The following is a 24,330-nucleotide window of genomic DNA, read 5'->3' as shown; positions in this document are numbered from 1 at the left end:
CCGCGTCTACTTCACCAGCGAGTACTTGCCGTTCTTCACCGTGAGCAGGATGCGCGAGCGCTCGTCGAGGCCGTAGCGGTCCTTCTCGGTGAAATTGTAGACACCCTGGCTCGCCGCAAGCTCCTTCTCCGACAGCAGCGCCTGGCGGATCGCTTCGCGGAATTCCGGCGTGCCGGGCTTGGCCGTCTTCAATGCAGCCGGGATGATGCGCTTGAGAATCTCGAACGCATCGTAAGAGTGACCGGCGAACTGGCTACGGCTGTTCGGGCCGTACTTGGCTTCATAGGCCGAGTTGAGCGCGAGGCCCGGCTTCTTGGTGGCGGCTTCGTCCGGCTGGTCCTCGGGATCCATGACGGGACCAGAGGCCATCAGCACGCCTTCCGCTGCTTTGCCGGCGATGCGGATGAAGTCCATGCTGGCGGCACCATGGGTCTGGTAGATCAGGCCCTGATAGCCACGCTCGCGCAGCTCGGTCTGCGGCAGCGCGGCCGCGGTGCCGGAAGCGCCGACCAGAATGGCGTCGGGATTCGCAGCCACGAGCTTCAGCACCTGTCCGGTCACCGACGTGTCAGGGCGAGCGAAGCGCTCCTCGTCGGCGATGGTTATGCCCATCGGCACGGCCTGCGCCTTCAAATCGTTGAACCAGAGGTCGCCATAGGAGTCGGAATAGCCGATATAGCCGACGGTCTTCACGCCCTTGGCCTTCATGTGGTCGTACAGCACCTTGCCCACGATCGGGATCGGCTGCGGCATCGCCACCGACCACTTCATGCGCTCCGGCGTGATCGGGAACGGCGCCAGGCCGAAATGCGGAATGCCGGCTTCGTTGGCGACGTTCGACACCGCGATGGTCGGCGGCGTCAGCGCCGAGCCCATGATGATGTCGGCCTTGGATTCGGTCACGAAGCGGCGGGCGTTGGTGGTCGCGGTGGTGGGATCGCCGCCGTCGTCGAGCACGATCACCTTCAGCGGCACGCCGCCGATCTCCTTTGGCACGAACTCAAGCGCATTGCGCTCGGGAATGCCCAGCGCTGCGCCCGGGCCGGTCGTGGTGGTGGTGATGCCGATGGTGACCTCGGCGGTCTGGGCCAGCGCGGGCGCGGCTGGCAGCGCAAGCGCGGCCGCGGTGACGGCGGCGGTCAGGTAAAAGCGTTTCATCTATTCCTCCCTTTATGTGTTTCTTTGAAAGCAGAAATCGGGGGGTAATTCAGCCCCCTCTTTTGGTGATGTGGCGATTTAGCTCCGGGCCTCGCTCCCCGTGAATTTGGCTACCATTTCCGCAGGAAACGGTGCCGATTTCAGTTTGTCGGGGTTAACGGGGTCGCGGCCGACCAGGACGCGGGTCTCGAAACCCTCGATCGCCAGCGCCTCGCCCTTGTAGACGTTGTGCTTCACCTCGAAGCTCGAGCGCTTGATGCTCTCGACCTTCGTTTCGATGGTGATCCAGTCGCCGTAAGTCGAGGGGATGTAGAACTTGGCGCGCGTGTCGACCATGGGAATGCCCACCAGGCCGTATTTCTTGACCAGGTCCTGCTTGGAGAAGCCGGCGACTTCGAACAGGGTCGACGTCGAATCGTCGAACATCGCGAAATAGCGCGGGTAATAGACGATGTTGGCGGGGTCGCAGTCACCCCACTGGATCTGGACGTCGCGCCGGTTCACGAACATATGCCGCGCCCTATTTCGGCGCCATGCGCAGCGAGCCGTCGAGGCGCACCACTTCGCCGTTGAGGTAGGAATTCTCGACCATGTGCAGGGCGAGCGCCGCGAACTCGTCGGCGTGGCCGAGCCGGCGCGGGAACGGGATCGCGGCGGCGAGCGAGTCCTGGGCTTCCTGCGGCAGGTTGGCGAGCAGCGGCGTGAGGAACAGGCCGGGCGCGATCGTCAGCACGCGGACGCCGAACTGCGCCAGCTCGCGCGCGATCGGCAGCGTCATGCCGACGATGCCGCCCTTGGAGGCCGAATAGGCCGATTGCCCGATCTGGCCGTCATAGGCGGCAACGGACGCCGTGTTGATGATGACGCCGCGCTCGCCGGTGGCCTGCGGCTCGAGCTTGGACATCTCGTTCGCGGCAAGGCGGAGCATGTTGAAGGTGCCGATCAAATTGACCTTGATCACCTTGTCGAAATCGGCGAGCGCCATCGGGCCGTCGCGGCCGACGACGCGCTTGGCAACGCCGATGCCGGCGCAATTGACCAGCACGCGCGCGGGTCCATGGGCCTTGGTCGCCTGCGCGATCGCAGCTTCGGCGGAGGCGGCATCGGAGACGTCGCAGGTCACCGCGACGCCCTTGATCTCGGCGGCGACAGTTTCGGCGAGCTTGGCATTGAGATCGCACACCGCGACCCGGGCGCCCTGCGCCGCCAGCTTACGCGCGGTCGCCGCGCCCAGTCCCGATGCGCCGCCGGTGACGATGACAGCCTGGTCCTTCAACAACATGGCGTTCTCCCTGTGGCGATGTTTTCTTAGCCGACCGATATCACACGGTCCGATGGATTGGCAGCGTAGAGCTCCTCGATCAGCAGGCTGCGATGCTCGAGCACCGCGCGCTGGTTGATCGAGCCCTTGTCGGTGACCTCGCCCTTGTCGATCGAGAGCGGCGTGTCCATGAGGATCGCGCGCGTGATCCGCGTCGAGGAGCCGGTGGCCGCGCCGAGAAAGCGGGTCAGCCGTTCGCGAAATGCCTCGCGCACCAGCCGGTCGCGGGTCGCGACGACGAGATCGTCGGTCGGCAGCGTCGGGTTGATCAGCCGGCAGCCGTCGAGATCGAGCACGACGAGCGCGGAGACCTCGTCACGGTTGATGCCGGCGATGACGACGTCGCGCACCAGCGGTGCGCAGGCCGCAACGAAGCGCGCGCGCAACGGGCCGACGCTGACCCAGGTGCCGCTGCCGAGCTTGAAATCCTCACCGATGCGGCCGTCGAAATCGAAGCCGGCATTGAAATCCTCGGGATCGACAGGCTTGAGTGCATCGCCGAGCTTGTAGAAGCCTTCTTCGTCGAACGAACTTGCGGTGATGTCGGGCTGGCGCCAGTAGCCGGGCATCACGTTCGGCCCCTTGCAACGAACTTCCATCTTGCCGTTGTTCGGCACCAGCTTGGCGTCGTTGCCGGATACGGGAAGCCCGACATGGCCGGAGCGGCTGGTGCGCGGGTTGACCGACATGAAGAACGGCGCGGTCTCGGTTGCACCAAGGCCGGTCAGCATCGGTACGCGGTAGCCTTTTTCCTTCACCGCGAGCTCGTCGAGGCTGTTCCAGACGAACGGTGACAGCGCCGCGCCCGAGAAGAACATCGCGTGCAGCCGGTCGAAGAATTTTGCGCGCAGGCCCTGGTCGTCGCGCAGATAAGGCAGCAGCGACTCGTAGCCCTTGGGGACGTTGAAATAGACCGTCGGCGATATCTCCTGGAGATTGCGCACGGTTTCCTCGATGCCTCCAGGCACCGGCTTGCCGGCATCGAGATACATCGAGCCGCCATTGTAGAGCGTCAGCCCGATATTGTGGTTGCCGCCAAAAGTGTGATTCCAGGGCAGCCAGTCGATGATGACGGGCGGCTCGTCCTTGAGGAAGGCGAGCGTCTCGCGCAGCATCACCTGGTTGGCGCAGATCATGCGCTGGGTGTTGATGACCGCCTTGGGGTTGCCGGTCGAGCCCGAGGTCAGCAGGAACTTCGCGATGGTGTCGGGACCGATCTTGCCGTGGACCTCGTCCAGATCGGCGCGGATCGGGGTTGCCATGAGGTCGGCGAGCGAGGTGACGTCGCGGCCCGGCACGCGACCGTAGGACGCGGCGATCTCGGTGCCGAGCGAGACGTTGGCCGCGAGCGCGTCGGCGAACTTTTCGGCGTCCTCGGCAAAGACGAGGCCGGGCGTCAGCAGCTTCATCAGGTAGGAAAGCTTGCCGTAATCCTTCGACACCAGCGAATAGGCCGGCGACACCGGGCAGAACGGAATGCCGGCATGGAACGCTCCGAACGCCAGCAATGCATGGTCGATCGAATTGCCGGAGAGGATGACGACCGGCCGTTCCGCCGACAACCCGCGCGCAATGAGTCCTGAGGCGATGTGCCGGCTCGCGGCGAGCAGCTCGGCGTAGCTGATCTTGCGCCAGCCGCGGCCACCTTCGCGCTCGGCCATGAAGACGCGATCCGGCGTCGCGCTCGCCCAGTGATGCAGGCGGTCGGTGATGCGGGCCGGATAATCGCCGAGCGGCTGTTTTGGCCGCAGATAAATCGTGCCGTCGTCGCGCCGCTCGATGTTGACGACGGGATCGCCGAACGAAATGGGCCGCAGCGGGGAAGTGCTCGCGCCGCGCTCCATGCTGGAAGAGGACGGCTGCGCGCTCATGATTTCGGCTTCACCTTTGCGGTCTTGTGTTCGAGGAACTCGCGGATCCTGCGCTTTGCCTCTTTGTCGCTCTGCGCCACCGTCGCCATCAGCGATTCCATCAACAGGCCAGTCTGCGGATTGGCCTCCGCGATCATCGGCAGGGCCTGGAGCACGGCGAAGTTGGTCAGCGGCGCGTTGGAGGCGACCTTGGTCGCAAGCTCCATCGCCTTGCCGAGCCCGTTGCCGGCTTCCGTGACATATTGCGCAAAGCCGTAGGAGGTGCCTTCGGTCGCGGAATAGACGCGGCCGGTCAGCATCATGTCCATCATCCTGGCGACGCCGATCAGCCGCGGCAGGCGCACCGAACCGCCGCCACCGACGAAGATGCCGCGTTGCCCCTCCGGCAGCGCGAAATAGGTCGAGGGTTCGGCGACGCGGATATGCGCCGCACAGGCGAGCTCCAGCCCGCCGCCGATCACGGCGCCCCTCAGCGCGGCGATCACGGGCACGCGGCTGTACTGGATGCGGTCGAACACCCGGTGCCACATCTGGGAATGGAGAAGGCCGCCGGTGGCGTCATGGTCGGTCAGTTCGGAGAGATCGAGACCGCTGGAAAAATGGTCGCCGATGCCGTGGATGACGACCGCGCCGATATCCTCGGGCAGGGACGCAAAACACTCGCCGATCTCCAGGATGATGCCGTCATTGAGCGCATTGCGCTTGGCCGGCCGATTCAGGCCGACGGTCAAAACCCGGTCCGCCCGCTCGATCCTCAAAAGCCCGGAGGCGCCCGCGTCGGCGGTCTCGGCGTTTCCCTGTGTCATTTGCGTCCTTGTCAGAATAGTTATGTTGTATAACGAATTGAGGGGGAGTCAACAAGGGAGGTCCGCCGTTGCGCTTCGAAGCCTCCTTCGAAACGGGAAAACGTCAGCGCATTGGGCGCCGCATTCGGCGCAATACGTGGAGCGCCTCAGGCTGCGTCGGTCATCAGCTTCTTCGCGGCCTGAGCAAGCAGGCCGGATCGTGTGTAGCCGTGGGCCTCGGCGTATTTGTCAATTTGCTCCAGGACATCACCCGGCAAGGTGACATTGACGCGCACGACCTTCGGCAGATCGTCCTTCATCGAGACCAGAATGGCGACGCCCGAGCGGCTCTCGGGCTTGGACATGATATCTTCGAGTGAGGAAGGCTCCGGGATCGGTTCGCCGTCCTCCGCCATCCCTTCGAGGTGAAACGCCAGCGCTTCCTCAGCCATGTCACGCGCTTCGTCGAGCGTAGTCCCTGCGGTGATGAGGCCCGGCAGATCGGGAAACGACACGCCGAAATCGCTGTCGGCGTCCTTATGGATAAGACCAATGTAATGACGCATGGCGCTTACCTCAGCTTCAGGCCGGATTGCTTTTCAATACTCTTCAGCGTTCCGAGAGGGACGTCCCGCTTCGGATGAGGGACCGTGACGCGGCCCTGCTTCGCCGGGTGCTTGAACTGGACGTGGCTGCCCTTCTGAGCCACTTGGACCCAGCCATCTCTTTGAAGCACCGAGATAATTTCTCGGCTATCCATGATGTGTATTTATACACATTTTGTCGGCGCTCGTCAATGAACTCACATCACCTGGTGCACATCGATCACCACCCGGTCCGCATGCCGCGCTGCTGACCCGACAAAAATGTGCTCCATCAGCCAGCGGTATTTCTCATGCCCGGTCTCGAACTTTGGCACGGTGCGGAAATAGATCTGCTTCGGGTCGACCGGCTCGCCGCGTTTGAGCTTTTGCAACAGCTCGACCGGGCCGAAGCGCATGCCCTTGTTCTCGACATAGACAATGGCGCCGTCATCGGTCTCGAAGGCGTATTTGGCCTCGAGATCAATCAGCTCATTCGGGCGGATGGTCTGGAAGTCGGCACCGAACGGCAGCACCTTGCCGGTGATCGCGCCCGTCACCTCGCCGCCGATGATCGGGATGATGCGGCGAATGCCGATGCCGGTCTCGCCGGCGGTGACGACGTCGCCGATGCGTGCGGTGACGGTAAAGACGTATTTGGTTTCCAGTGCCGGCATGGTCATCGCTTCACCCCTCAATGCGCCATCATCCGCGTCGGCAGCCATGTGGCCAGCAACGGGAAGGCGATCAGGATCACCAGGCGCACGAGGTCTGTCGCCACGAACGGGATCACGCCCCTGAAGATGGTGGAGAAGGAGACATCCTTCACCACGCTCTTGATGACAAAGACGTTCATGCCCACCGGCGGATGGATCAGGCCGAGCTCGACCGTCATGACGATGATGACGCCGAACCAGATCGGGTCGAAACCGAGATGCATGATCACGGGGAATATGATCGGCACGGTGAGGATGATCATCGCCATGGCGTCCATCAGGCAGCCGAGCACGAGATACATCACCATGATCAGCGCCAGCACGCCGTAGGGGCCCAGCCCAAGACCGGTGAGGAATTCGGTCACCTTCTGCGGCGTCTGCGTCACCGTGAGGAAATAGCCGAAGATCAAGGCGCCGATCAGCACGGTGAACACGGCGGCCGCCGTGCGCGTCGCCTGCAGCAGCGAGGCCAGAATCTTCTCGCGGTCGAGCCGGCCGGTCGCCACGCCGATGATGAAGGCCCCGGCCGCGCCGACGCCGCCGGCTTCCGTCGGCGTGAAGCGCGGCAAATAGGGCAGGCCGTAAAGGCCGCCGATCACGAACACGAACAGCAGCACCGGCGCCCAGATGTCCTTCAGGCCGGCGAAGCGCTCGCGCCACGGCAGCACCTTGCCCTTGGGCAGAAAGTCCGGCCGGAAATAGCCGATCAGGAAGATCGTGATCATGTACATGGTCATCGCCAGGATGCCCGGGATGATGCCGGCGATGAACAGCTTGCCAATGTCCTGCTCGGTGATGATGCCGTAGACGGCGAGCACGGTGGAAGGCGGCAGCATCGCGCCCAGCGTGCCGCCGGCCGCGATCACGCCGGTGGCAAACGATTGCGGATAGCCGAAGCGGCGCATCTCGGGGTACGCGACCGCGGAGAAGGTCGCTGCGGTCGCGACCGAGGAGCCGCAGATCGCGGCAAAGCCGCCGCAGGCGCCGACGGTGGCGATGCCGAGCCCGCCGCGCAAATGGCCGACAAAGCCGTTGGCGGCGCGGAACAGCTCGCGGCTCATGCCGGAATTGCTGACGAAGGAGCCCATCAGCAAGAACATCGGAATGACGCCGAAGGTGTAGTCGGTCACCGTGCGCATCGAGGTCTGGCCGACCAGCTTCAGCGCCGGCGTGGCGCCGACGAGATAGGAGAAGCCGGAAACGCCGACAAGGCCCATGGCCATGCCGACGGGCACGCGCAGTAGCATCAGGGCGAACAGGGAAACAAAGCCGATAACGGCGACGGCATCGGTGCTCATGATTACTCCGTCGCCTTCAGCTTGGGGTCGTGCATTTCTTCGGGATGGAAGATCAACCGGTAGGTGCGGATCGCGATCAGCAGCACGGCCGAGACGTCGCCGATCCAGGCGATCGCGAAGAACGGCCAGGTCGGCATGTGCATGTCGAAGGTCTGGACGTTGTCGTTGTAGGTGCCGCGGACTTTGTCGAACAGCGTCCAGGTCTGCACCGTCACGACGAACAGCAGCACCAGCGTCGCGAACACGTCGATCCAGCGCTGGTAGCGCGGCCCGACATTGCCCCAGACCAGGTCGACCGTGATGTGGGTGCCGCGATAGGAGGTCGCGGCGATGCCCCAGAAGATGAGGATGCCGAGCAGCATGCGGCCGATGTCGAAACTATCGGGGATCGCATAATTCAGCGTGTTACGCAGCAGCACCGACAGAAAGATGTCGAGCGCGACGATGCCGACGAAAGCCGCGGCGATCCATTCGATCGAATCGATAACGCGATCCATCCAGCTGCGCTTCATGGGAGTGTCCTGCGCATTGTCATTCTCGTTGTCGACTCCGGCGGTGGTCCTTCGCCTCTCCCCGCGCGCGGGGAGAGGCCGCGTCGCATTGCAAGATGCGAGGCGGGTGAGGGGGGCTCTCCGCGAGTCCGTTTGTCACTATTTTTGCGGAACCGGCCCCTCACCCCAACCCTCTCCCCGTAAGAACGGGGAGAGGGGGAAGAAGAGCCCGTCATCGCGTCACTCCGCCAGCGCGTTGTACTTCTTCAGCGATGCCTTCAGCTCGCTAAGCGCCGCGTCCGGATCCGCGCCGGCCTTCTTCGCGCCGTCGCTCCAGGTTTTCACCAGCGGCTCGGCGGCTTTCTTCCAGGCGGCGGTCTGCTCGGGCGTCAGCTTGTAGACCTCGTGGCTGGACTCCGCCTTGACCTTGTCGATGCCGGCATCCTCGAACTTGCCCCAGTGCTCGCCGACCACACCGGCCATCTCGACCGTGCAATTCTTGTCGATTGCGGCCTTCTGCTTGTCGGACATCGCATTGTACTTGTCCTTGTTCATGACGAACACGAAGGTCGTGGTGTAGAGCGGCGCCTCCATGTCGTACTTTGTCACCTTGTCGATGCCGAACAGCACGAGGGAGCCCCAAGGGAAGGTGACGCCGTCGGCGACGCCGCGCTCGATGATGTCGCGCACTTCAGGCGCGGAGGACTGCACATTGGTGCCGCCGAGCGAGGTGACGAAATTCGCCATGGTGGCGTGGGCGGGGCGGATCTTCAGGCCCTTCACATCCTCCGGCATCACGATCTTCTTGGTCTTGGAATGGAACGAGGAGGGCGAGTGGACGAAGGCGAGGCAGTATTTAACGTCCTTCATCTCCTTTGCGGCGTATTTGCGGTACCAGGCGTCGAGCCCCATCGAGCCGCCCTTGGCATCCGAGATCAGGAACGGCAATTCGCCGGCGCCGATGATCGGGAAGCGCCCGGGCTGGTAGCCGGGATTGACATAGGTGACGTCGGCGATGCCGTCGCGCGCCATGTCGTAATGGTCGAAGGCCTTGCCCATCTGCTGGGCCGGAAACACCTTGCCCTTGATGGTGCCGCCGGAATCCTTCTCGACCGCGGCGGCCCAGTCCTCGAGCGATTTCTGCAGCGGATGCGAGGCCGGCACCCAGTGCGAGATCTTCAAATCGAAGGTCTTGTCCTGCGCGAGCGCAGGGCTCACGCTTGCTGCCAGCAGCAACGCCAGACAGGCTTTCCTCATCACGCGTCTCTCCCTCTTTTGACGGCGGGCTTCGATGGCCCGGTCTCGTTAATTAACATGTTATCTAATTGGCCGGCGCGTTCAAGCCGGAACTGGCGCGGCGTGCCGCCGCGCACTCCCTTTTTGCCCAACCGAAAGCCTACAGGATCGGGAGGAGCAAGTATTGCGGACAAAAGTCGCAATCATCGGGGCAGGGCCGGCGGGATTGTTGCTTGGGCAACTGCTGCACGGTTACGGCATCGACAATGTCATTCTGGAGCGGCGGAGCCCGGACCATGTGCTCGGCCGCCTAGCCTTTAATGGTTGCTACGAGTGCTCGCGTCGGCGCCACTCCTTTCAAACATCCGCGCAAATGGCGTTTAAAACTTTGTAGGTGGTGCATCCGTCACGTCCGCCGCTTCTAATGGCGGCAGCCACCAACGCGAGACAGACATGACCAGCACCGACATTCCGGCCGGCTTCGAGCCGCACTTTCGCAAAGCCCCGCTCACCGATCCCTGGGAGCCGCTTTACTCCAGGAAGACCGACAACGGCGTCACCGTGGGATTGCGGCTGGCAACACCGCACACCAACGCGCGCGGGCTGATCCATGGCGGCCTGATCGCGGCGCTGGCCGATGCCGCCATGGGCTATAGCTGCGCGCAGGCGACGGGCTGGACCACCTCGTTGGTCACGATCTCGCTGTCGGTCGACTATGTCGGCGCCGGTGAGATCGGCCAATGGCTCGCGGTCGAGGGTGAGGCGATCAAGACCGGGAGCACGATCTGTTTCGCGCAGTGCCTCGCCAAGGCCGACGGCGCCGTGATCGCGCGTGCCAGCGGCACCTTTCGCGTCGTGCCGAAGAAGGGGTGAGGGCGTTACCCGAATTTCCACTCCGCGGTCTCCACCACGAGATCGACGAAGGCGCGCACCTTGGCGGAGAGCAGGCGCGAGGTCGGGTAGACGATGTGGATCGGCAGCGCCGGCTGCTCGTATTTCGCCAACACGATTCTGAGCCGCCCGCGCCGCAAGCCTTCGGCGGCCTGATAGGCCAGCACCCGGGTCACGCCGCCGCCGGCCTCGGCATATTGCAGGGCGGCGTCGGCGCTGTTGCTGGCGAAGCGGGGATTCGGCGCCACCTCGATGTCGCGGCCGTCCTGAACGAAGCGCCAGTTCGCGGATGGACCGAAGGCGATGGTCTCATGCGTAAGCAGTGCCTCCGGCGTCTTCGGCTCGCCATGGCGCTTCAGATAGCCCGGCGTCGCCACCACGATCCGCCGCATCTCGCCGACCTGGCGCGCGACGAGCGAGGAGTCGGCGAGATGGCCGATCCGCACCGCGACGTCGACGGCGTCTTCCACGAGATTGACGAGGTTGTCCGACAGACGCAATTCGCAGGCGACCTCGGGATAGCGTTTGAGGTAGGCGGTCATGACAGACCCGACATGGAGCCGACCGAAGCCGACCGGCGCCGACACCACCAGCCGCCCGCTCGGCCGGTTGCGCTCCTCCCGTGCCGAGCCGTCGGCCTCCTCGACATCGGCGAGGATGCGACGCGCACGCTCCAGATAGCGCGTGCCGACGTCGGTCAGGGTCACTTGACGGGTGGTCCGCTGCAACAGCCGCGCGCCGAGATGCTCCTCCAGTGCCGCGATCAGCCGCGTCACCGCGGAGGGCGACAGCCGCAGTTTTCGTGCCGCCGGCGCGAAGCCGCGCAAATCGGCGACGGTGACGAAAACATGCATGGCTTCGAGGCGATCCATGGCATTATTGCATATAACGCAATGATGAAGTGTCAAGCCGGCCGATTGTTTTAGGCGGCGAAAGGTCCATTTTAGATTGCGAAGACGCAGGGATGCGCCGGGATTTCAGGAGATCGTCCGATGACGGCAACTCAGACCTACGCCAGCGACGTGGCATTCACGCCGGCGGTGAAGTCGATCCAGACCCGAAAGGGATCACGCGAAGGCTATGCCCATGCCGAGCAGCGCGGCTGGCGCACCGAGGTCGATGAGAACCTCGCGGCGTTTCTGGCCGACGCCAACAGCTTTTATCTCGCGACTGCCTCGGCCGACGGTCAGCCCTACATCCAGCATCGCGGCGGCCCGAAGGGCTTCTTGAAGGTGCTGGACAAGCAGACGCTCGCGTTCGCGGACTACGCCGGCAATCGGCAATATATCACGCAGGGAAACCTGTCCGAAAATCCCAAGGCCTACATCTTCGTGATGGACTACGCCCATCGCCGCCGGGTGAAGATCTGGGGCGAAGCGCGGGTGGTCGAGGACGACGAGGCGCTGACGACATCGCTGATGCCGAAAGGCTATCGCGCCCGGCCGGAGCAGGTGATCCTGTTCAAGATCGAAGCGTGGGACACGAACTGCCCGCAGCACATCCCCCAGAAGTTCGAAGCGAACGATGTGGCAGCGGCGCTGGCGGCAAGGGATGCGAAAATAGCGGAGCTGGAAGCAGAGGTGGCGGCGCTGAAGGGGGAGAAGGGGGCGAGTTGAGCTTACCTGCCAACGAAAGCTAGAGCGGCTTGTGCGGTGTACCCTCTCCCCTTGCGGGAGAGGGTGGCTCGTCGCGGAGCGACGAGACGGGTGAGGGGTTCTCTCCGCGAATGAAGCGCTTTCCGTTTGGATGGATACCCCTCATCCGGCGCTTCGCGCCACCTTCTCCCGCAAGGGGAGAAGGGAAGAGGAGTTGACGGCGCACTTACAACCCGCTCGCGCCTTCGTGCTGGAAGCCGAGATAGCTGGCGGCGACGCGCTCATTTGCTGCGATGTCGCTGGCCTTGCCGCTGAGCACGAACTCGCCGAGCTCCATGACATAGGCCTGATCCGCGATCTTGAGCGCGGCCTGCGCGTTCTGCTCGACCAGCAGCACGGAGACGCCGGCGGCGCGCAGTTCGGTGACGATGCGGAAAATGTCGGCGACGATGATCGGGGCGAGGCCGAGGCTCGGCTCGTCCAGCATCAGGAGCTTGGGCTCGCCCATCAGTGCGCGGCCCATTGCGAGCATCTGCTGCTCGCCGCCGGAGAGCGTGCCGGCGAGCTGCTTGCGCCGCTCCTTGAGCCGCGGAAACAGCGTGTAGACCCGCTCCATCGAGGCTTTCGCCTTGCTTCTCTCGATGCGGAAGGCCCCTAACTCGAGATTGTCCTCGACATTCATGGTCACGAACAATTCGCGGTGCTCGGGAACGAGGCCAAGTCCCATGGCGACGCGGTCCTCGATGTCGAGCCGCGACAGATCCTGACCTGCGAATGAAACGCGCCCCTTCAGCGGCAAGATGCCCATGATGGCGGAGAGCAGCGTGGTCTTGCCGGCGCCGTTGGCGCCGACGATGGTGACGATCTGGTTCTGGCCGACTTCCAGCGAGACCGAGCGCACGGCCTCGACCTTGCCATAGGCGACGTGGGCGTCGGCGACGGACAACAGCGCGCTCATGCCGCCACTCCGAGATAGGCCTTGATCACTTCGGGATTGGTCTTGATCGTGGCCGGCGTTCCTTCCGCGATCTTGGTACCGAAATCGAGCACCACGATGCGGTCGGCGAGGTTCATGACGAAGCCCATGTCGTGCTCGACGAGCAAGACGCTCATGCCGCCGTCGCGCAGCTCCCGCAGCAGGCTCGCGAGCTGCTGCTTCTCCATGTGGCGCAGGCCAGCGGCCGGCTCGTCGAGCAGCAGCAGCATCGGATCGACGCACAACGCACGGGCGATCTCGACGATCCGTTGCTGCCCCAGCGACAGCGAGCCTGCGAGCTGATGCATCTGCTCGCCAAGTCCGACGCGCTCGATCTGGCGGGCGGCTTCGGCGAGCAGCTTTGCCTCATCAACGCGGTCGAGCCGCAGCATCGAGGAGATCGGCCCTGAATGGCCGCGCAGATGGGCGCCGATTGCGACGTTTTCCAGCACGGTCATGTCAGGCACCAGCTTGACGTGCTGGAAGGTGCGGGAGATGCCGAGCTTGACGATCTCCTGCGGCGGCGCCCTGTCCACCTTGTTGCCGAGCACGGAGATCGAGCCCGAGCTGGCCGACAGCACGCCGGTGATCAGGTTGAAGGTGGTGCTCTTGCCGGCGCCGTTGGGGCCGATCAGCGCGACGATCTCGCGGGCCTGAATGTCGAAGGAGACGTTGTTCACCGCGACCACGCCGCCGAATTGCTTCCGCGCCTTCTCGACCTGGAGCAGGACGCTGGATTGGCCGGGCGAGCGGGTGCGCTGCTCCAGTTTCAGCGAAGTGTCCGGCTTCTTGCCACTGGTACGCTGGGGCAGGAACGACATCAGCCAGGGCCAGACGCCGCCGGGTGCGAGCTGGAGCAGCGCCACCAGCATGATGCCGAACACGATGGTCTCGACCTGGCCGGAGCCGGGCAGGATCAGCGGCAAGTAACTCTGCAGCACTTCCTTCAGGACCACGACGAGCGCCGCGCCCAGGACGCCGCCCCAGACATAGCCGGCGCCGCCGACCACGGCGATGAAGAGATATTCGATGCCCGCCTGCGCGCCGAACGGCGTCGGATTCACCGCGCGTTGAAGATGGGCGTAGAGCCAGCCGGAGAGACCGGCGAGCACGGCGGCATGGATGAACACCAGCATCTTGGCCCGCGGCGTGTGCACGCCGAACGCCTCGGCCGCGACATGGCCACGCCGGAGCGCGCGGATGGCGCGGCCGGTGCGGGAGTCCAGCAGGTTCATCGTGAGCAGCGCCGAGAGGATCACGGCAACCCAGATCGCGTAGTAGATCGAGCCGGGCGAGAGCATTTTGAACGAGCCGATCGACAGCGGCGGGATCGCCGAAATGCCGTCGTTTCTTCCCAAAAACTCCAGCTTGCTGAAGAGATAGAACAAGCCGAGTCCCCAAGCGAGCGTGCCGAGCGGCAGATAATGGCCGGAGAGACGGACCGTGACGAGGCCGAGCAGCACCGCCAGCAATCCGCTGACCAGCAGCGACAGCGGCAGCGTCAGCCAGGGCGACATGCCGTAGGTCGTCGACAGCACCGCGGTGGTGTAGGCGCCGAAGCCGACAAAGGCCGCCTGTCCGAACGAGGTCAGGCCGCCGACGCCGGTCAGCAGCACGAGGCCCATCGCGACCAGGGCGGTGAGGCCGACATTGTCCAGCAGCACGATCCAGAACGGGGGCATGCCCGGAACAAACGGGATCGCCGCCATGACAGCTGCGAAGATGAGGATGGGGAGCCGGCTCTGCATCTTGGCGTCAGTCCTTTTCTTCCTCGACCGCAGGCGCCGCGAGCGAGCGCAGCAGCAGCACGGGAATCAAGAGCATGAAAACGATCACCTCCTTGTAGTTGGAGGCATAGAAGGACGAGAACGCCTCGACGATGCCGACGACCAGCGCCGCGACCGCGGTGAGGGGATAGCTGACAAGCCCGCCGATGATGGCGGCGACAAAGCCCTTCAGGCCGATCAGGAAGCCCGAGTCGTAATACAGCGTCGTGATCGGTACGATCATGATGCCCGACAGTGCGCCGATGACGGACGCCAGCAGGAAGGCGATCTGCCCGGACAGCGTGGTGCGGATGCCGACGAGCCGGGCACCGAGCCGGTTCACGGCGGTCGCGCGCAGCGCCTTGCCGTAAAGTGTCAGCCCGAAGAACAGCCACAGCCCGACGATGAAGGCGATGGTGATGCCGTAGACCGTGATGCTCTGGCCTGTGAAGCGCAGCGCACCGGTGGTGAAAGATCCCGACAGCACGGCAGGTCCGCGCTGGCCTTCGGCGCCGAAGAACAAAAGGCCCAAGCCCTGAAGCGCGAGGTGGACGCCCACCGAGGCGATCAGCAGCACCAGCACCGAGGTGTGCGCCAGCGGCTGGAATGCGATGCGATAGAGAAACAGGCCGATCATCGCCACGATCACCAGCGACAGCGCGATGCACACCGCAACAGGCGGTTTCTGGGCGGCGTAGTAGACAGTCAGCGCCAGTACGATGGCCGGCAGCACGATATTGGTGAGGGCGCTGCGCAGCACCAGGCGCCCGTGCAGCGCCTTGCGCGCGGCGAACAGGTCGAACGCGAAGGCGCCAATGCCGAGGGCGAGCGCGAGTTTCGCCGTGCCCGGCATCTGGCCCGCAGCCAGCGAGGCATAGGTCAGCGCGCCATAGGTGACGAATTCGCCTTGGGGAATGAGGATGACGCGGGTGACGGCGAACACCAGCACCAGCGCCAGGCCGAGCAGCGCATAAATCGCGCCATTGGTGATGCCGTCCTGCAGCAGGAACAGCATGATGGTGGTATTCAAGACCGGACGCTCCCCCTCAAAGATTCAGGACCGGTCCCCTGATTGTGGTGGACGGTCCGCTCACAGCCATTGAACAGCGCTGACGATATTTGATATGGTCCATAACAATTATCAAATATAACATCAAGGGTGGCGAACGATCCTCCCGAACTTAACGGGATTGCGAGCATGAGGCGATGACCGTTTCCAAAAGCGCTGAAAAGTCCTCTGAAAAACCCGCCGACACAGCCAAGGGCCGCAAGGACGCGGCCGAAGGGCCCGGCGAAGCCCTCCAGCTCGGCGAGCTCTCGGAGCAGCTCGGCTATGTCCTGAAGCGGGCACAGCTCAAGGTGTTCGAGAACTTCCTGCGCTGCATGGCCTCGCTCCAGCTCACGCCGGCGCAGTTTTCCGTGCTGCTGCTGGTCGAGAAAAACCCCGGCCGTAACCAGACCGAGATCGCCTCCACGCTCGGCATCCTGCGTCCGAATTTCGTGGCCATGCTCGACAATCTCGAGAGCCGCGATCTCTGCGCGCGGATCCGCTCCACCAACGACCGCCGCTCGCACATCCTGGTGCTGACCGACAAGGGCAAGGCCGTGCTGGCCCGCGCCAAGAAGCTCGTCGCCACCAAGCACGAGGCGCGGCTGAACGAGGTGCTCGGGCCGTCCAACCGCGAAGCCCTGCTCGGGATGCTCTCGAAGATCGCCAACGAGTTTTGACGGGTCCATTGCTCCGAAGACGGAGCATCGAACCCGGCATCCCGGGCGGGCTGGCGGTTATGCCGCAGCGAACCGGTGGGGCATGGCAGGTGTTTTCGCGGACAGGAAACGGCGCTCAATTTCCACGGCGGGCAAGGGCGGGCTGAACAGATAGCCCTGCATTTCCGTGCAGCCTTCCGCTGCGATCCGGTCCCGTTGCTCCTCAGTCTCCACCCCCTCCGCCGTCGTCGTCATGCCCATCCCGCGCGCCAGTGCCGCCACCGCCCGCACGATGCTGAGGGAGGCCGCATTGTTTTCCACGCCGCTGACGAAGGACCGGTCGATTTTGATCTTGTCGAAGGGGAAGCATTGCAGATAGGTCAGTGACGAATAGCCGGTGCCGAAATCGTCCATGGCGACCTTGATGCCCAGCGCCCGGAGCTGGTGCAGCGTCGCCAGCGTCCCGTTCCTGTCCTGCAGCAGAACGCTTTCCGTGATTTCGATTTCCAGCCGCCGCGGATCGAGGCCGGAGGCCGCCAGCGCGCCGACGATCACTTCCGTCAGGCCCGGCTGGCGGAATTGCACCGCCGAGATATTGACGGCGACGTGCAGATGGTCCGGCCACCGGCTTGCAGTGGCACAGGCCTGCCGGATCACCCATTCGCCGATCGGCGCGATCAGGCCGATCTCTTCCGCAAGCGGGATAAAGCTGTTCGGCGCGACCAGTCCGCGCCCTGGATGTCGCCAACGGATCAAGGCTTCGAAGCCGCTGATCTCGCCGCCGTCGGTCTTCACGACCGGCTGGTAGTGCAGTTCGAACTCGCTGGCGGCAAGTCCGTTGCGCAGGTCCTGCTCCAGCGCGCGACGGCTTTGCGCCTCTTCGCCCATGGCCGGTTCGAAGAAGCAGTGCATGCCGCGGCCGTCGCTTTTCGCGCGATACAGGGCCAGATCGGCATTGTGCAGGAGTTGCTCGGGCGTCGAGCCGTCGCCGGGCGCAATGGCGATCCCGATGCTCGCGCCCACAATAGCCTGGTGTCCATCGAGCCTGAACGGGGCACTCAGCGTGCTGACAGCGTCACGCGCCAGCGTGTCCGCTTCGCTCGAATCGGAAATCGGCGTCTGGAGGATGACGAATTCATCGCCACCCATGCGCGCGACGGTATCGCTGTCGCGCGCGAGCTGCTTGAGGCGGCGGCTGACATCCTGCAGCAGGATGTCGCCGGCCTGGTGGCCCAGGGTGTCGTTGACAGCCTTGAACTTGTCGAGATCGATGTGGTGGATCGCGAACGTCCCGCCCTGTTCGAGCGCCTGCTTGAGGCGCTGACCGAGCACGGCGCGATTGGCGAGGTCCGTCAGCGCGTCGTGGTGCGCCATATGCGCGATCTGCAATTCCGCCTTGCGCTGCTCGGTGATGTCTTCGTGGGTCGCGACCCATCCGAGATCGGGCATCGGTCGGTGCCTGATCTTGAAGGTTCGCCCATTCCGCATCTCGACGATGCTGTCCATGGCCTCGGCCGACGCGGCGACATCGGTCCGCCATGTGGCGTATTCCTCCCGCGTCATTGCTGGCACGCTGCCGGCTTCGAAGCGCAGATCGAGGATCTCCTGGAGCGGCGTGCCCGGACGAACGCGGTCGGGCGGCAGGCCGTACATTTCGATATAGTGCGTGTTGCAGACCAGCAGCCGATGGTCGGCGCTGAAGAAGCAAAGTCCCTGCGACATGTTGTTGATCGCAATGTCGAACTGAAAATTACGTTCCTGTAGCCGCGTGCTGAGCTCTTCGCGCTCTGTAATGTCCTCGTGCGTCGCCATGCCGCCGCCGGCGGGCAGGGGATGGATGGTGTAGGCGATGATTCGGCCGTCGGCGAACTGCTGGACCGTCTGCTCGCTGACGACCGAGCCCTCCGTGCGGGCGCGGACATAGGCGCCGGCTTCTCCGCCGATGTTCAGGCCCAGTTCGAGCCGATGCTGGATCAGGTCCTTGATCGGCGTGCCCGGGTGCACCTGTTCGGGCGAGAGCGCGTACATCTCGCGGTAGCGCGGATTGCAGAAAATGACCCTGCGGTCGCTGCCAAAGAGGATGATCCCGAGCCACAGATTATTGGCGGCGCACTTGAGCAGCTCGCCGAGCACGAGCGGATCAATGCTTGCGACCTCCTCATCACTCTGCGTCATGCGCCTTCCCCCGGGACGACGCGATTAGAGCAGGCGGTGGTGAATGAGCCCAACAATTCGCCCAATTTCGGGACATGTTCCTGAAACTGGGGCGAATGCGAGGTTAAGGACGGCGATGCCCGGCCCTGGAAAAGAGGACGCCGACGAGAATTAAGAGATCGTTAACCATACCGTCGCGCCGAACGCGCGGAGCCGGCGGGATAGCGATGCCGCCATGTCAGTCAACCAGGATCACCCTGATATCGTTCACATTGGTCAGCGTGGGACCCGGCAGCAACAGGTCGCCCGTCGCCTCGAAGAACGTCGTCGCGTCGTTGTTGTCGAGATAGGCCTGCGGCTGCAGCCCCTGCGCCCTCATCTTCGCGAACGTCGCCGCATCGATCAGCGCGCCGGCGGGGTCGGTGGGATGGCCGGCACCGCCATCGGCGCCGTCGGTGTCGCCGGCGAGCGCGGAGATGTCAGGCGTGTCCTTTAAGAGGGCGGCGAGCGCCAGCGCGTATTCCTGGTTCGGGCCGCCGCGGCCTTGGCCGCGCACGGTGACCGTGAGCTCGCCGCCGGAGAGGATCGCGACGCGCTTGCCCTGCGCGCGGGCCTGAAGCGCCAGCCTGGCGTGATCGGCGGCAACGTCGCGGGCCTCGCCTTCGAGGTCGGCGCCGAGATCGATCGTCTCGTAACCGGCCTCATGCGCGAGTTTCACCGCAGCGTCGAGCGATTGCTTCGGACGTGCGATCAATTCGAAATGCGCGCGCGCGAACGCGGCATCACCGGGCTTGCAGCTCTCGTTGGCGCGGTCATCCAGCGCGCGGCGGACGGCATCGTCGATGTCGAGCTTGTACCTGGCGACGATGGCGCGCGCATCATTGAGCGTGGTCGGATCGGGCACGGTCGGACCGGAGGCGATCGCCGAGGGATCGTCATGCGGCACGTCGGAGATCGCAAGCGTCACGATCTCGGCGGCATTTTTGCCCGCGCGCGCCAGCCGCCCGCCCTTGATCCGCGACAGATGCTTGCGCACGACATTCATCTCGCCGATCGGCGCGCCGGAGCGGAGCAGCGCCTTGTTGACCGCCTGCTTCTGCCCGAAGCTGATGCCAGTGACGGGCGCGATCCAGTTCGCCGAACCGCCGCCGGTGAGCAGCACCAGAAGCAAATCGTCCGGCCCGGCCTCGGCCGCGAGCGCGAGCGTATCGGCCGCGCCTTTCAGGCCGGCTTCGTCAGGTACGGGATGACCTGCCTCGACCACGCGGATGCGGCGCGTCGGCACGCCGTAGCCGTGACGCGTGGTGGCGATGCCGACCAGGCGTTCCGGTGCGAGCCCGAGCGTGTCGAGATAATGCCGCTCGGCGGCGGCGGCCATCGCGGCCGCGCCCTTGCCGGCGGCGAGACAGATCACGCGTCCCCTTGGCGCGGGCCGCAGGTGCGGCGCCAGTATCGTGCTCGGATGAGCGGCGGCAACAGCGGCGTCGTAGAGCGCGCGGAGCAGGGGGCGTCGGTCGGTCATGACGAAGGGCCTTGAGCGGACAGGAAAGACTGGCGGCAAACGCGCCGCTCACCTGCCTACCGCATCATGCGCCAAAGCGTAAGCCGGCTTTGCCATCATTCGATTGTGCAATCGCGTGATCATAATCGGCGCGCAAGCAAAAACCCCCTGCGATGGTTCGCAGGGGGTTTTCATGGTCGTTGGTATCAGGTGGTTAGCCGCCGACGTCAGCGCTGATCACGTCACCGAACAGTTCCCACTTGTCGCCCTTGAACTTCTCGAGCTGGAGCTGGCTGATCGGTGCGAAGTCGGTCGGCGACGTGTTGATCTGCACGCCCGGCAGCAGCACTTCGGTGCGGAAGTTCTTCAGGCTGGCGGCCTGCTTCATGACGTTCGCGCGTGTGAGATCGTCGCCGCACTGCTTGAGGATCTGGACCAGGGTCTGCGCCACGCCGTAGCCGACGATGGTGCCGTGGTCGAGCTTGTCGCCGTCCGGAAAGTACTTGTTCATGAACGCGACGAAGTCCTTCATGCCGGGATCGCTGTTCCACTGCGAGTCCGAGATGTCCTTCAGGTAGTCGGCGGAGATGATGTCCTGCGAGTTCTCGAAGCCGGCGGGCTTGAGCACGCTGCCGACGGACGCCGAGACGTTGTTGAGGAAGTGCAGCGGCTTCCAGCCGATCTCGGCCACCTTCTTGATCGCCTGCGCCGCGAATTTCGGCGTCGTGATGTTCATGAAGACGTCGGCGCCGGTCGACTTCAGCTTGACGATGTGGTTGTCGATGGTCGGCTCGGATGTCTCGTAGCTCTCCTCCATGACGATCATCGACGCGGCCTTGGCGCCGAGGCCGTCCTTCAGGCCCTTGAGATAATCCTTGCCGTAATCGTCGTTCTGGAACAGCACGGCGATCTTGGCATCCGGCTTGTTCTTGAGCAGCCACTTCGCGTAGATCTGCGTTTCGCTCTGGTAATTGGGCTGCCAGCCCATGGTCCAGGGGAAGTTCTGCGGATCGTTCCACTTGGTGGCGCCGGTCGCGACCAGGAGCTGCGGCACCTTCTTCGAGTTCATGTATTTGTGGATCGCCGAGTTCGGCGGTGTGCCGAGTGAGTTGAAGATCAGGAGGACTTCGTCGCTCTCGACCAGCTTGCGCGCCTGCTCCACCGTCTTTGGCGGCGAGTAGGCGTCATCGTAGCTGATGAAGTTGATCTTGCGGCCGTTGATGCCGCCTTCGTCGTTGATCTTCTTGAAATAGGCCGCTTCCGTCCGTCCGATGATGCCGTAGGCGGAGGCCGGTCCGCTGTAGGGCATGATGTTGCCGATCTTGATCTCGGTATCGGTCGCGCCGGTATCGTATTTCTTCTGAGCCGATGCAGTGGAGGCCGAGGCCGCAATGAGCGCGAGCGCGAGTGACGCGGCCGCAAGTTTGCCGGTGACAGCGGGCATTCCTATCTCCCTATTTTCTTGGTGTGTGTGCGTCCCTTTTCTTGTGTTGCCTGTTCTTGGTGACGCAGCCGCAATTCAATACGATTTGCCTGTTGCCTTCAACAGAAAGCCCCCACGGCGGGGGGGCTGGGGCTGCTTCTTTAGTAGTCAGGGACGGGCGTGCGCGCGTGTGCGACTGCGAGAAGGTGCATCCGTCTGAGTTGACGAACCGATCGGGAGCGAGTTTGAGTTGCGCGGCTTCAGTGGCCGAGCTCGCTCGAGATGATGTCCCCGAACAGCTCCCATTTCCGGCCCTTGAACCGCATCATCTGTAGCTGCTCGATCGGCGCGAAATTATCGGCCGCGGTGTTGATCTTGATGCCGGGCAGCAGGGTGTCGGGCTCGAAATCCTTCAGGCTTGCCGCCTGCTTCATGACGTTGTCGCGGGTGAGATCGTCGCCGCACATTTGCAGCACCTTCACCATGGTTTGGGCTGCGGCGTAGCCGAACACCACGCCGGCATCGAGCTTGTTGGCCTTGGGATCGTATTTGGCGAGGAAGTTGTAGAACTTCTTCATGCCGTCGTCGGCATTCCATTGCGGGTCGGAGCCGTCCTTGGTGTAGCTCGCCGACAGGATGCCTTGCGAGATCTCGAGCCCGGCCGGCTCGAGCACGCCGCCGACCGAGGCCGAGACGTTGGAGATGATGTGGACCGGATGCCAGCCGATCTCGGCCGCCTTCTTGATCGCTTGCGCGGCAAATTTCGGCGTGGTGATGCTGACGAAGATGTCGGCGCCGGAGGCCTTCAATTTCACGACGTGCTCGTCGATTGCCGGCTCCGACGTGTCGTAACCGTCTTCCAGCACGATCATCGAGGCCTTGGGGCCGAGGCCTTCCTTCAGCCCTTTCAGATAGTCCTTGCCGAAATCGTCGTTCTGGTAGAGCACGCCGATCTTGCCGTCCGGCTTCTCCTTCATGATGTACTTGGCGTAGATGCGCGCCTCGCTGGCGTAGCTCGGCTGCCAGCCCATGGTCCAGGGATATTGCTTCGGATCGTTCCACTTTGAAGCGCCGCTCGCCACGAACAATTGCGGCACCTTCTTCTCGTTCATGTATTTGCGAATGGCGCCGTTGGTGGAGGTGCCGAGCGAGCCGAAGATCAGCAGCACCCCGTCGCTCTCGACCAGCTTGCGGGCCTGCTCCACCGTCTTCGGCGGCGAATAGCCGTCGTCGTAGGAGATGAACTTGATCTTGCGGCCGCCGATGCCGCCCTCGGCATTGATCTTGTTGAAGTAGGCTTCCTCGGCCTTGCCGATCGCCGCATAGGCGGAGGCCGGGCCGCTATAGGGCATGATGTTGCCGATCTTGATCTCGGTATCGGAAGCGCCGCTGTCGTATTTCTTCTGCGCCAGGGCCGGGCCGCTCATCGCAGTGCACAACGCGAATGCGGCCAGAACGCCCGCAACCTGAAATCGAACGGCAGTCATCTTTCTCCACCCGGAACGGATCGCCGCCGCATTGAACAAGATTGATGCGGGACGTCAACAAAAAGCCCCCGCGATCGTTCGCGGGGGCTTCTCGAAGTGTCGGACTATTGCGTCAGAGTGTCAGTCGGTGGCGATGTCGCCGCTGATGATCTCGCCGAAGAGTTCCCACTTCTCGCCCTTGAAGCGCTGCATCTGGAGCTGTGCGATCGGGGCGAAGTCGGTGGGTCCGGTGTTGATCTTGACGCCGGGCAGCAAGGTGTCCGGTGCAAAATCCTTCAACGAGGCCGCCTGCTTCATGATGTTGGCCCGGGTCAGATCGTCGCCGCACATCTCCAGGACCTTGGCCAGCGTCGACGCCGCGCCATAGCCATAGACCATGCTGGTGTCGGACTTGTCGGCACCCGGCATGTACTTGTCGACGAACTCGTTCCACTTCTTCATGCCGGGGTCGTTGGCCCACTGCGGGTCCGTGGAGTCCTTGGCATAGGCCGCCGACAGCACGCCCTGCGCAGCCTCGAAGCCGGCCGGCTTCATCACGCTGCCGACCGAGATCGACACGTTGGTGAGGATCTGCAGCGGCTTCCAGCTCAGCTCGGCGGTCTTCTTGATGGTCTGGGCCGCGAATTTCGGCGTCGCGTAGATCAGCAGGACGTCGGGATTGGCCGCCTTGATCTTGACGATGTGACCATCGATCGAGGGCTCCGACACCTCGTAGCTCTCTTCCATGATGATCATGGACGCGCCCTTGGCGCCCAGGCCGTCCTTGGTGCCCTTGAGGTAGTCTTTGCCGAAATCGTCGTTCTGATAGAGGATCGCGATCTTGGCGTCCGGCTTCTCCTTCAACAGCCATTTCGCGTAGATCTGCGCTTCGCTCTGGTAGGAGGGCTGCCAGCCCATGGTCCAGGGGAAGTTCTTCGGGTCGTTCCATTTGGTGGCGCCGGTGGCGACGAACAGCTGCGGGATCTTCTTGGCGTTCAAATACTTCTGGATCGCGCTGTTCGAGGGCGTGCCGAGCGGGTTGAACACGACGATCACTTCGTCGCTCTCGACCAGCTTGCGGACCTGCTCGACGGCCTTCGGCGGCGAATAGCCGTCGTCATAGGTGACGAAGTTGATCTTGCGGCCGTTGATGCCGCCCTTGTCGTTGATCATCTTGAAATAGGCTTCTTCGGTCTTGCCGATGATGCCATAGGCCGACGCCGGACCGCTATACGGCATGATGTTGCCGATCTTGATCTCGGTATCGGACGCACCGGTGTCGTATTTTTTCTGGGCGAATGCGGCGCCGGAGGTGAGAGTGATGACCGCCGTTGCCGTCACCAGCGCAGCGGTTCGCAGTGTTCTTTCAAAAAACAATTCGGGTCTCCTTGGCT

The 24,330-nt window shown here is 63.8% G+C and carries 23 protein-coding genes and 1 pseudogene; 4 read left to right on the top strand and 20 right to left on the bottom strand.

From position 1 onward, the window contains the following. Positions 1–6 precede the first annotated feature (6 nt). From AC0L3U_RS30030 to AC0L3U_RS29980, 11 genes are all read right to left on the bottom strand, one after another. Positions 7–1,158, bottom strand: a complete 1,152-nt coding sequence (locus AC0L3U_RS30030) for an ABC transporter substrate-binding protein (RefSeq protein ID WP_473364229.1) — start codon at positions 1,156–1,158, stop codon at positions 7–9. A gap of 78 nt (positions 1,159–1,236) precedes the next feature. Further along, complete coding sequence (locus tag AC0L3U_RS30025; protein ID WP_473364228.1) at positions 1,237–1,668, bottom strand: acyl-CoA thioesterase; 432 nt, start codon at positions 1,666–1,668, stop codon at positions 1,237–1,239. A 10-nt stretch (positions 1,669–1,678) separates the two neighbouring features. Continuing rightward, positions 1,679–2,440, bottom strand: coding sequence for an SDR family NAD(P)-dependent oxidoreductase (locus tag AC0L3U_RS30020; protein WP_219682940.1), 762 nt, complete (start codon positions 2,438–2,440; stop codon positions 1,679–1,681). Between the two features lie 26 nt (positions 2,441–2,466). Next, positions 2,467–4,350, bottom strand: a complete 1,884-nt coding sequence (locus AC0L3U_RS30015) for a feruloyl-CoA synthase (protein WP_473364227.1) — start codon at positions 4,348–4,350, stop codon at positions 2,467–2,469. Further along, complete coding sequence (locus AC0L3U_RS30010) at positions 4,347–5,156, bottom strand: crotonase/enoyl-CoA hydratase family protein (RefSeq protein ID WP_247283469.1); 810 nt, start codon at positions 5,154–5,156, stop codon at positions 4,347–4,349. Before AC0L3U_RS30010 ends, AC0L3U_RS30015 begins: the two co-directional genes overlap by 4 nt. Positions 5,157–5,302: 146 nt before the next feature. Further along, a complete protein-coding gene (locus tag AC0L3U_RS30005) occupies positions 5,303–5,701 on the bottom strand; it encodes a type II toxin-antitoxin system HicB family antitoxin (RefSeq protein WP_473364226.1) in 399 nt (132 codons plus the stop codon). A gap of 5 nt (positions 5,702–5,706) precedes the next feature. Then, on the bottom strand, positions 5,707–5,895 hold the full coding sequence (locus tag AC0L3U_RS30000) for a type II toxin-antitoxin system HicA family toxin (RefSeq protein WP_473364225.1): 189 nt from the start codon (positions 5,893–5,895) through the stop codon (positions 5,707–5,709). A 42-nt stretch (positions 5,896–5,937) separates the two neighbouring features. Continuing rightward, positions 5,938–6,399, bottom strand: a complete 462-nt coding sequence (locus tag AC0L3U_RS29995) for a DUF3237 domain-containing protein (protein WP_473364224.1) — start codon at positions 6,397–6,399, stop codon at positions 5,938–5,940. 11 nt (positions 6,400–6,410) lie between these two features. Continuing rightward, complete coding sequence (locus AC0L3U_RS29990; RefSeq protein WP_027515392.1) at positions 6,411–7,730, bottom strand: TRAP transporter large permease; 1,320 nt, start codon at positions 7,728–7,730, stop codon at positions 6,411–6,413. Positions 7,731–7,732: 2 nt separating this feature from the next. Further along, positions 7,733–8,242, bottom strand: a complete 510-nt coding sequence (locus tag AC0L3U_RS29985; RefSeq protein ID WP_007599673.1) for a TRAP transporter small permease — start codon at positions 8,240–8,242, stop codon at positions 7,733–7,735. A gap of 219 nt (positions 8,243–8,461) precedes the next feature. Further along, positions 8,462–9,478 (bottom strand): TRAP transporter substrate-binding protein, encoded by a 1,017-nt coding sequence (locus tag AC0L3U_RS29980; RefSeq protein WP_473364278.1) that lies wholly within the window; start codon positions 9,476–9,478, stop codon positions 8,462–8,464. 163 nt (positions 9,479–9,641) lie between these two features. Here AC0L3U_RS29980 and AC0L3U_RS29975 point away from each other — a divergent pair. Continuing rightward, positions 9,642–9,770: pseudogene (locus AC0L3U_RS29975) on the top strand (FAD-dependent monooxygenase); the annotation flags it as partial. A gap of 140 nt (positions 9,771–9,910) precedes the next feature. Then, positions 9,911–10,330 (top strand): PaaI family thioesterase, encoded by a 420-nt coding sequence (locus AC0L3U_RS29970; protein ID WP_007599679.1) that lies wholly within the window; start codon positions 9,911–9,913, stop codon positions 10,328–10,330. Between the two features lie 5 nt (positions 10,331–10,335). Here the strand turns inward: AC0L3U_RS29970 and AC0L3U_RS29965 are convergent, their stop codons facing one another. After that, positions 10,336–11,220: a LysR family transcriptional regulator gene (locus AC0L3U_RS29965; protein WP_473364223.1), complete on the bottom strand. Its 885-nt coding sequence runs from the start codon at positions 11,218–11,220 to the stop codon at positions 10,336–10,338. Between the two features lie 120 nt (positions 11,221–11,340). Between AC0L3U_RS29965 and AC0L3U_RS29960 the strand changes: the two genes are divergently transcribed. After that, complete coding sequence (locus AC0L3U_RS29960; protein ID WP_473364222.1) at positions 11,341–11,964, top strand: pyridoxamine 5'-phosphate oxidase family protein; 624 nt, start codon at positions 11,341–11,343, stop codon at positions 11,962–11,964. Between the two features lie 205 nt (positions 11,965–12,169). On the opposite strand, the gene AC0L3U_RS29955 is transcribed toward AC0L3U_RS29960, so the two are convergent. The 3 genes from AC0L3U_RS29955 to AC0L3U_RS29945 are packed head-to-tail and all read right to left on the bottom strand — an operon-like array spanning position 12,170 to position 15,715. Beyond that, positions 12,170–12,901 carry an ABC transporter ATP-binding protein gene (locus tag AC0L3U_RS29955; RefSeq protein ID WP_473364221.1) on the bottom strand — a complete coding sequence of 244 codons (732 nt, stop codon included), beginning with the start codon at positions 12,899–12,901 and terminating at the stop codon, positions 12,170–12,172. Next, positions 12,898–14,667 (bottom strand): branched-chain amino acid ABC transporter ATP-binding protein/permease, encoded by a 1,770-nt coding sequence (locus tag AC0L3U_RS29950; RefSeq protein ID WP_473364220.1) that lies wholly within the window; start codon positions 14,665–14,667, stop codon positions 12,898–12,900. Before AC0L3U_RS29950 ends, AC0L3U_RS29955 begins: the two co-directional genes overlap by 4 nt. Before the next feature lie 7 nt (positions 14,668–14,674). Continuing rightward, on the bottom strand, positions 14,675–15,715 hold the full coding sequence (locus AC0L3U_RS29945) for a branched-chain amino acid ABC transporter permease (protein WP_354103079.1): 1,041 nt from the start codon (positions 15,713–15,715) through the stop codon (positions 14,675–14,677). 176 nt (positions 15,716–15,891) lie between these two features. On the opposite strand from AC0L3U_RS29945, the gene AC0L3U_RS29940 reads away from it, so the two are divergent. Beyond that, complete coding sequence (locus AC0L3U_RS29940) at positions 15,892–16,413, top strand: MarR family winged helix-turn-helix transcriptional regulator (RefSeq protein ID WP_473364219.1); 522 nt, start codon at positions 15,892–15,894, stop codon at positions 16,411–16,413. A 57-nt stretch (positions 16,414–16,470) separates the two neighbouring features. On the opposite strand, the gene AC0L3U_RS29935 is transcribed toward AC0L3U_RS29940, so the two are convergent. The 5 genes from AC0L3U_RS29935 to AC0L3U_RS29915 all read right to left on the bottom strand — a co-directional run bounded on the left by AC0L3U_RS29935 (position 16,471) and on the right by AC0L3U_RS29915 (position 24,313). Then, positions 16,471–18,567 (bottom strand): putative bifunctional diguanylate cyclase/phosphodiesterase, encoded by a 2,097-nt coding sequence (locus tag AC0L3U_RS29935; RefSeq protein ID WP_473364218.1) that lies wholly within the window; start codon positions 18,565–18,567, stop codon positions 16,471–16,473. A 217-nt stretch (positions 18,568–18,784) separates the two neighbouring features. Then, positions 18,785–20,068 (bottom strand): glycerate kinase type-2 family protein, encoded by a 1,284-nt coding sequence (locus tag AC0L3U_RS29930; RefSeq protein ID WP_473364217.1) that lies wholly within the window; start codon positions 20,066–20,068, stop codon positions 18,785–18,787. A gap of 193 nt (positions 20,069–20,261) precedes the next feature. Next, positions 20,262–21,491 carry an ABC transporter substrate-binding protein gene (locus tag AC0L3U_RS29925; RefSeq protein ID WP_456766357.1) on the bottom strand — a complete coding sequence of 410 codons (1,230 nt, stop codon included), beginning with the start codon at positions 21,489–21,491 and terminating at the stop codon, positions 20,262–20,264. 239 nt (positions 21,492–21,730) lie between these two features. Next, positions 21,731–22,957 (bottom strand): ABC transporter substrate-binding protein, encoded by a 1,227-nt coding sequence (locus AC0L3U_RS29920; protein ID WP_473364216.1) that lies wholly within the window; start codon positions 22,955–22,957, stop codon positions 21,731–21,733. 120 nt (positions 22,958–23,077) lie between these two features. Then, complete coding sequence (locus tag AC0L3U_RS29915) at positions 23,078–24,313, bottom strand: ABC transporter substrate-binding protein (protein ID WP_473364215.1); 1,236 nt, start codon at positions 24,311–24,313, stop codon at positions 23,078–23,080. Positions 24,314–24,330 lie beyond the last annotated feature (17 nt).

The sequence above is a fragment of the Bradyrhizobium sp. Kon69 genome (assembly GCF_055807515.1).
This window is presented reverse-complemented; position numbering and strand designations above follow the sequence as displayed.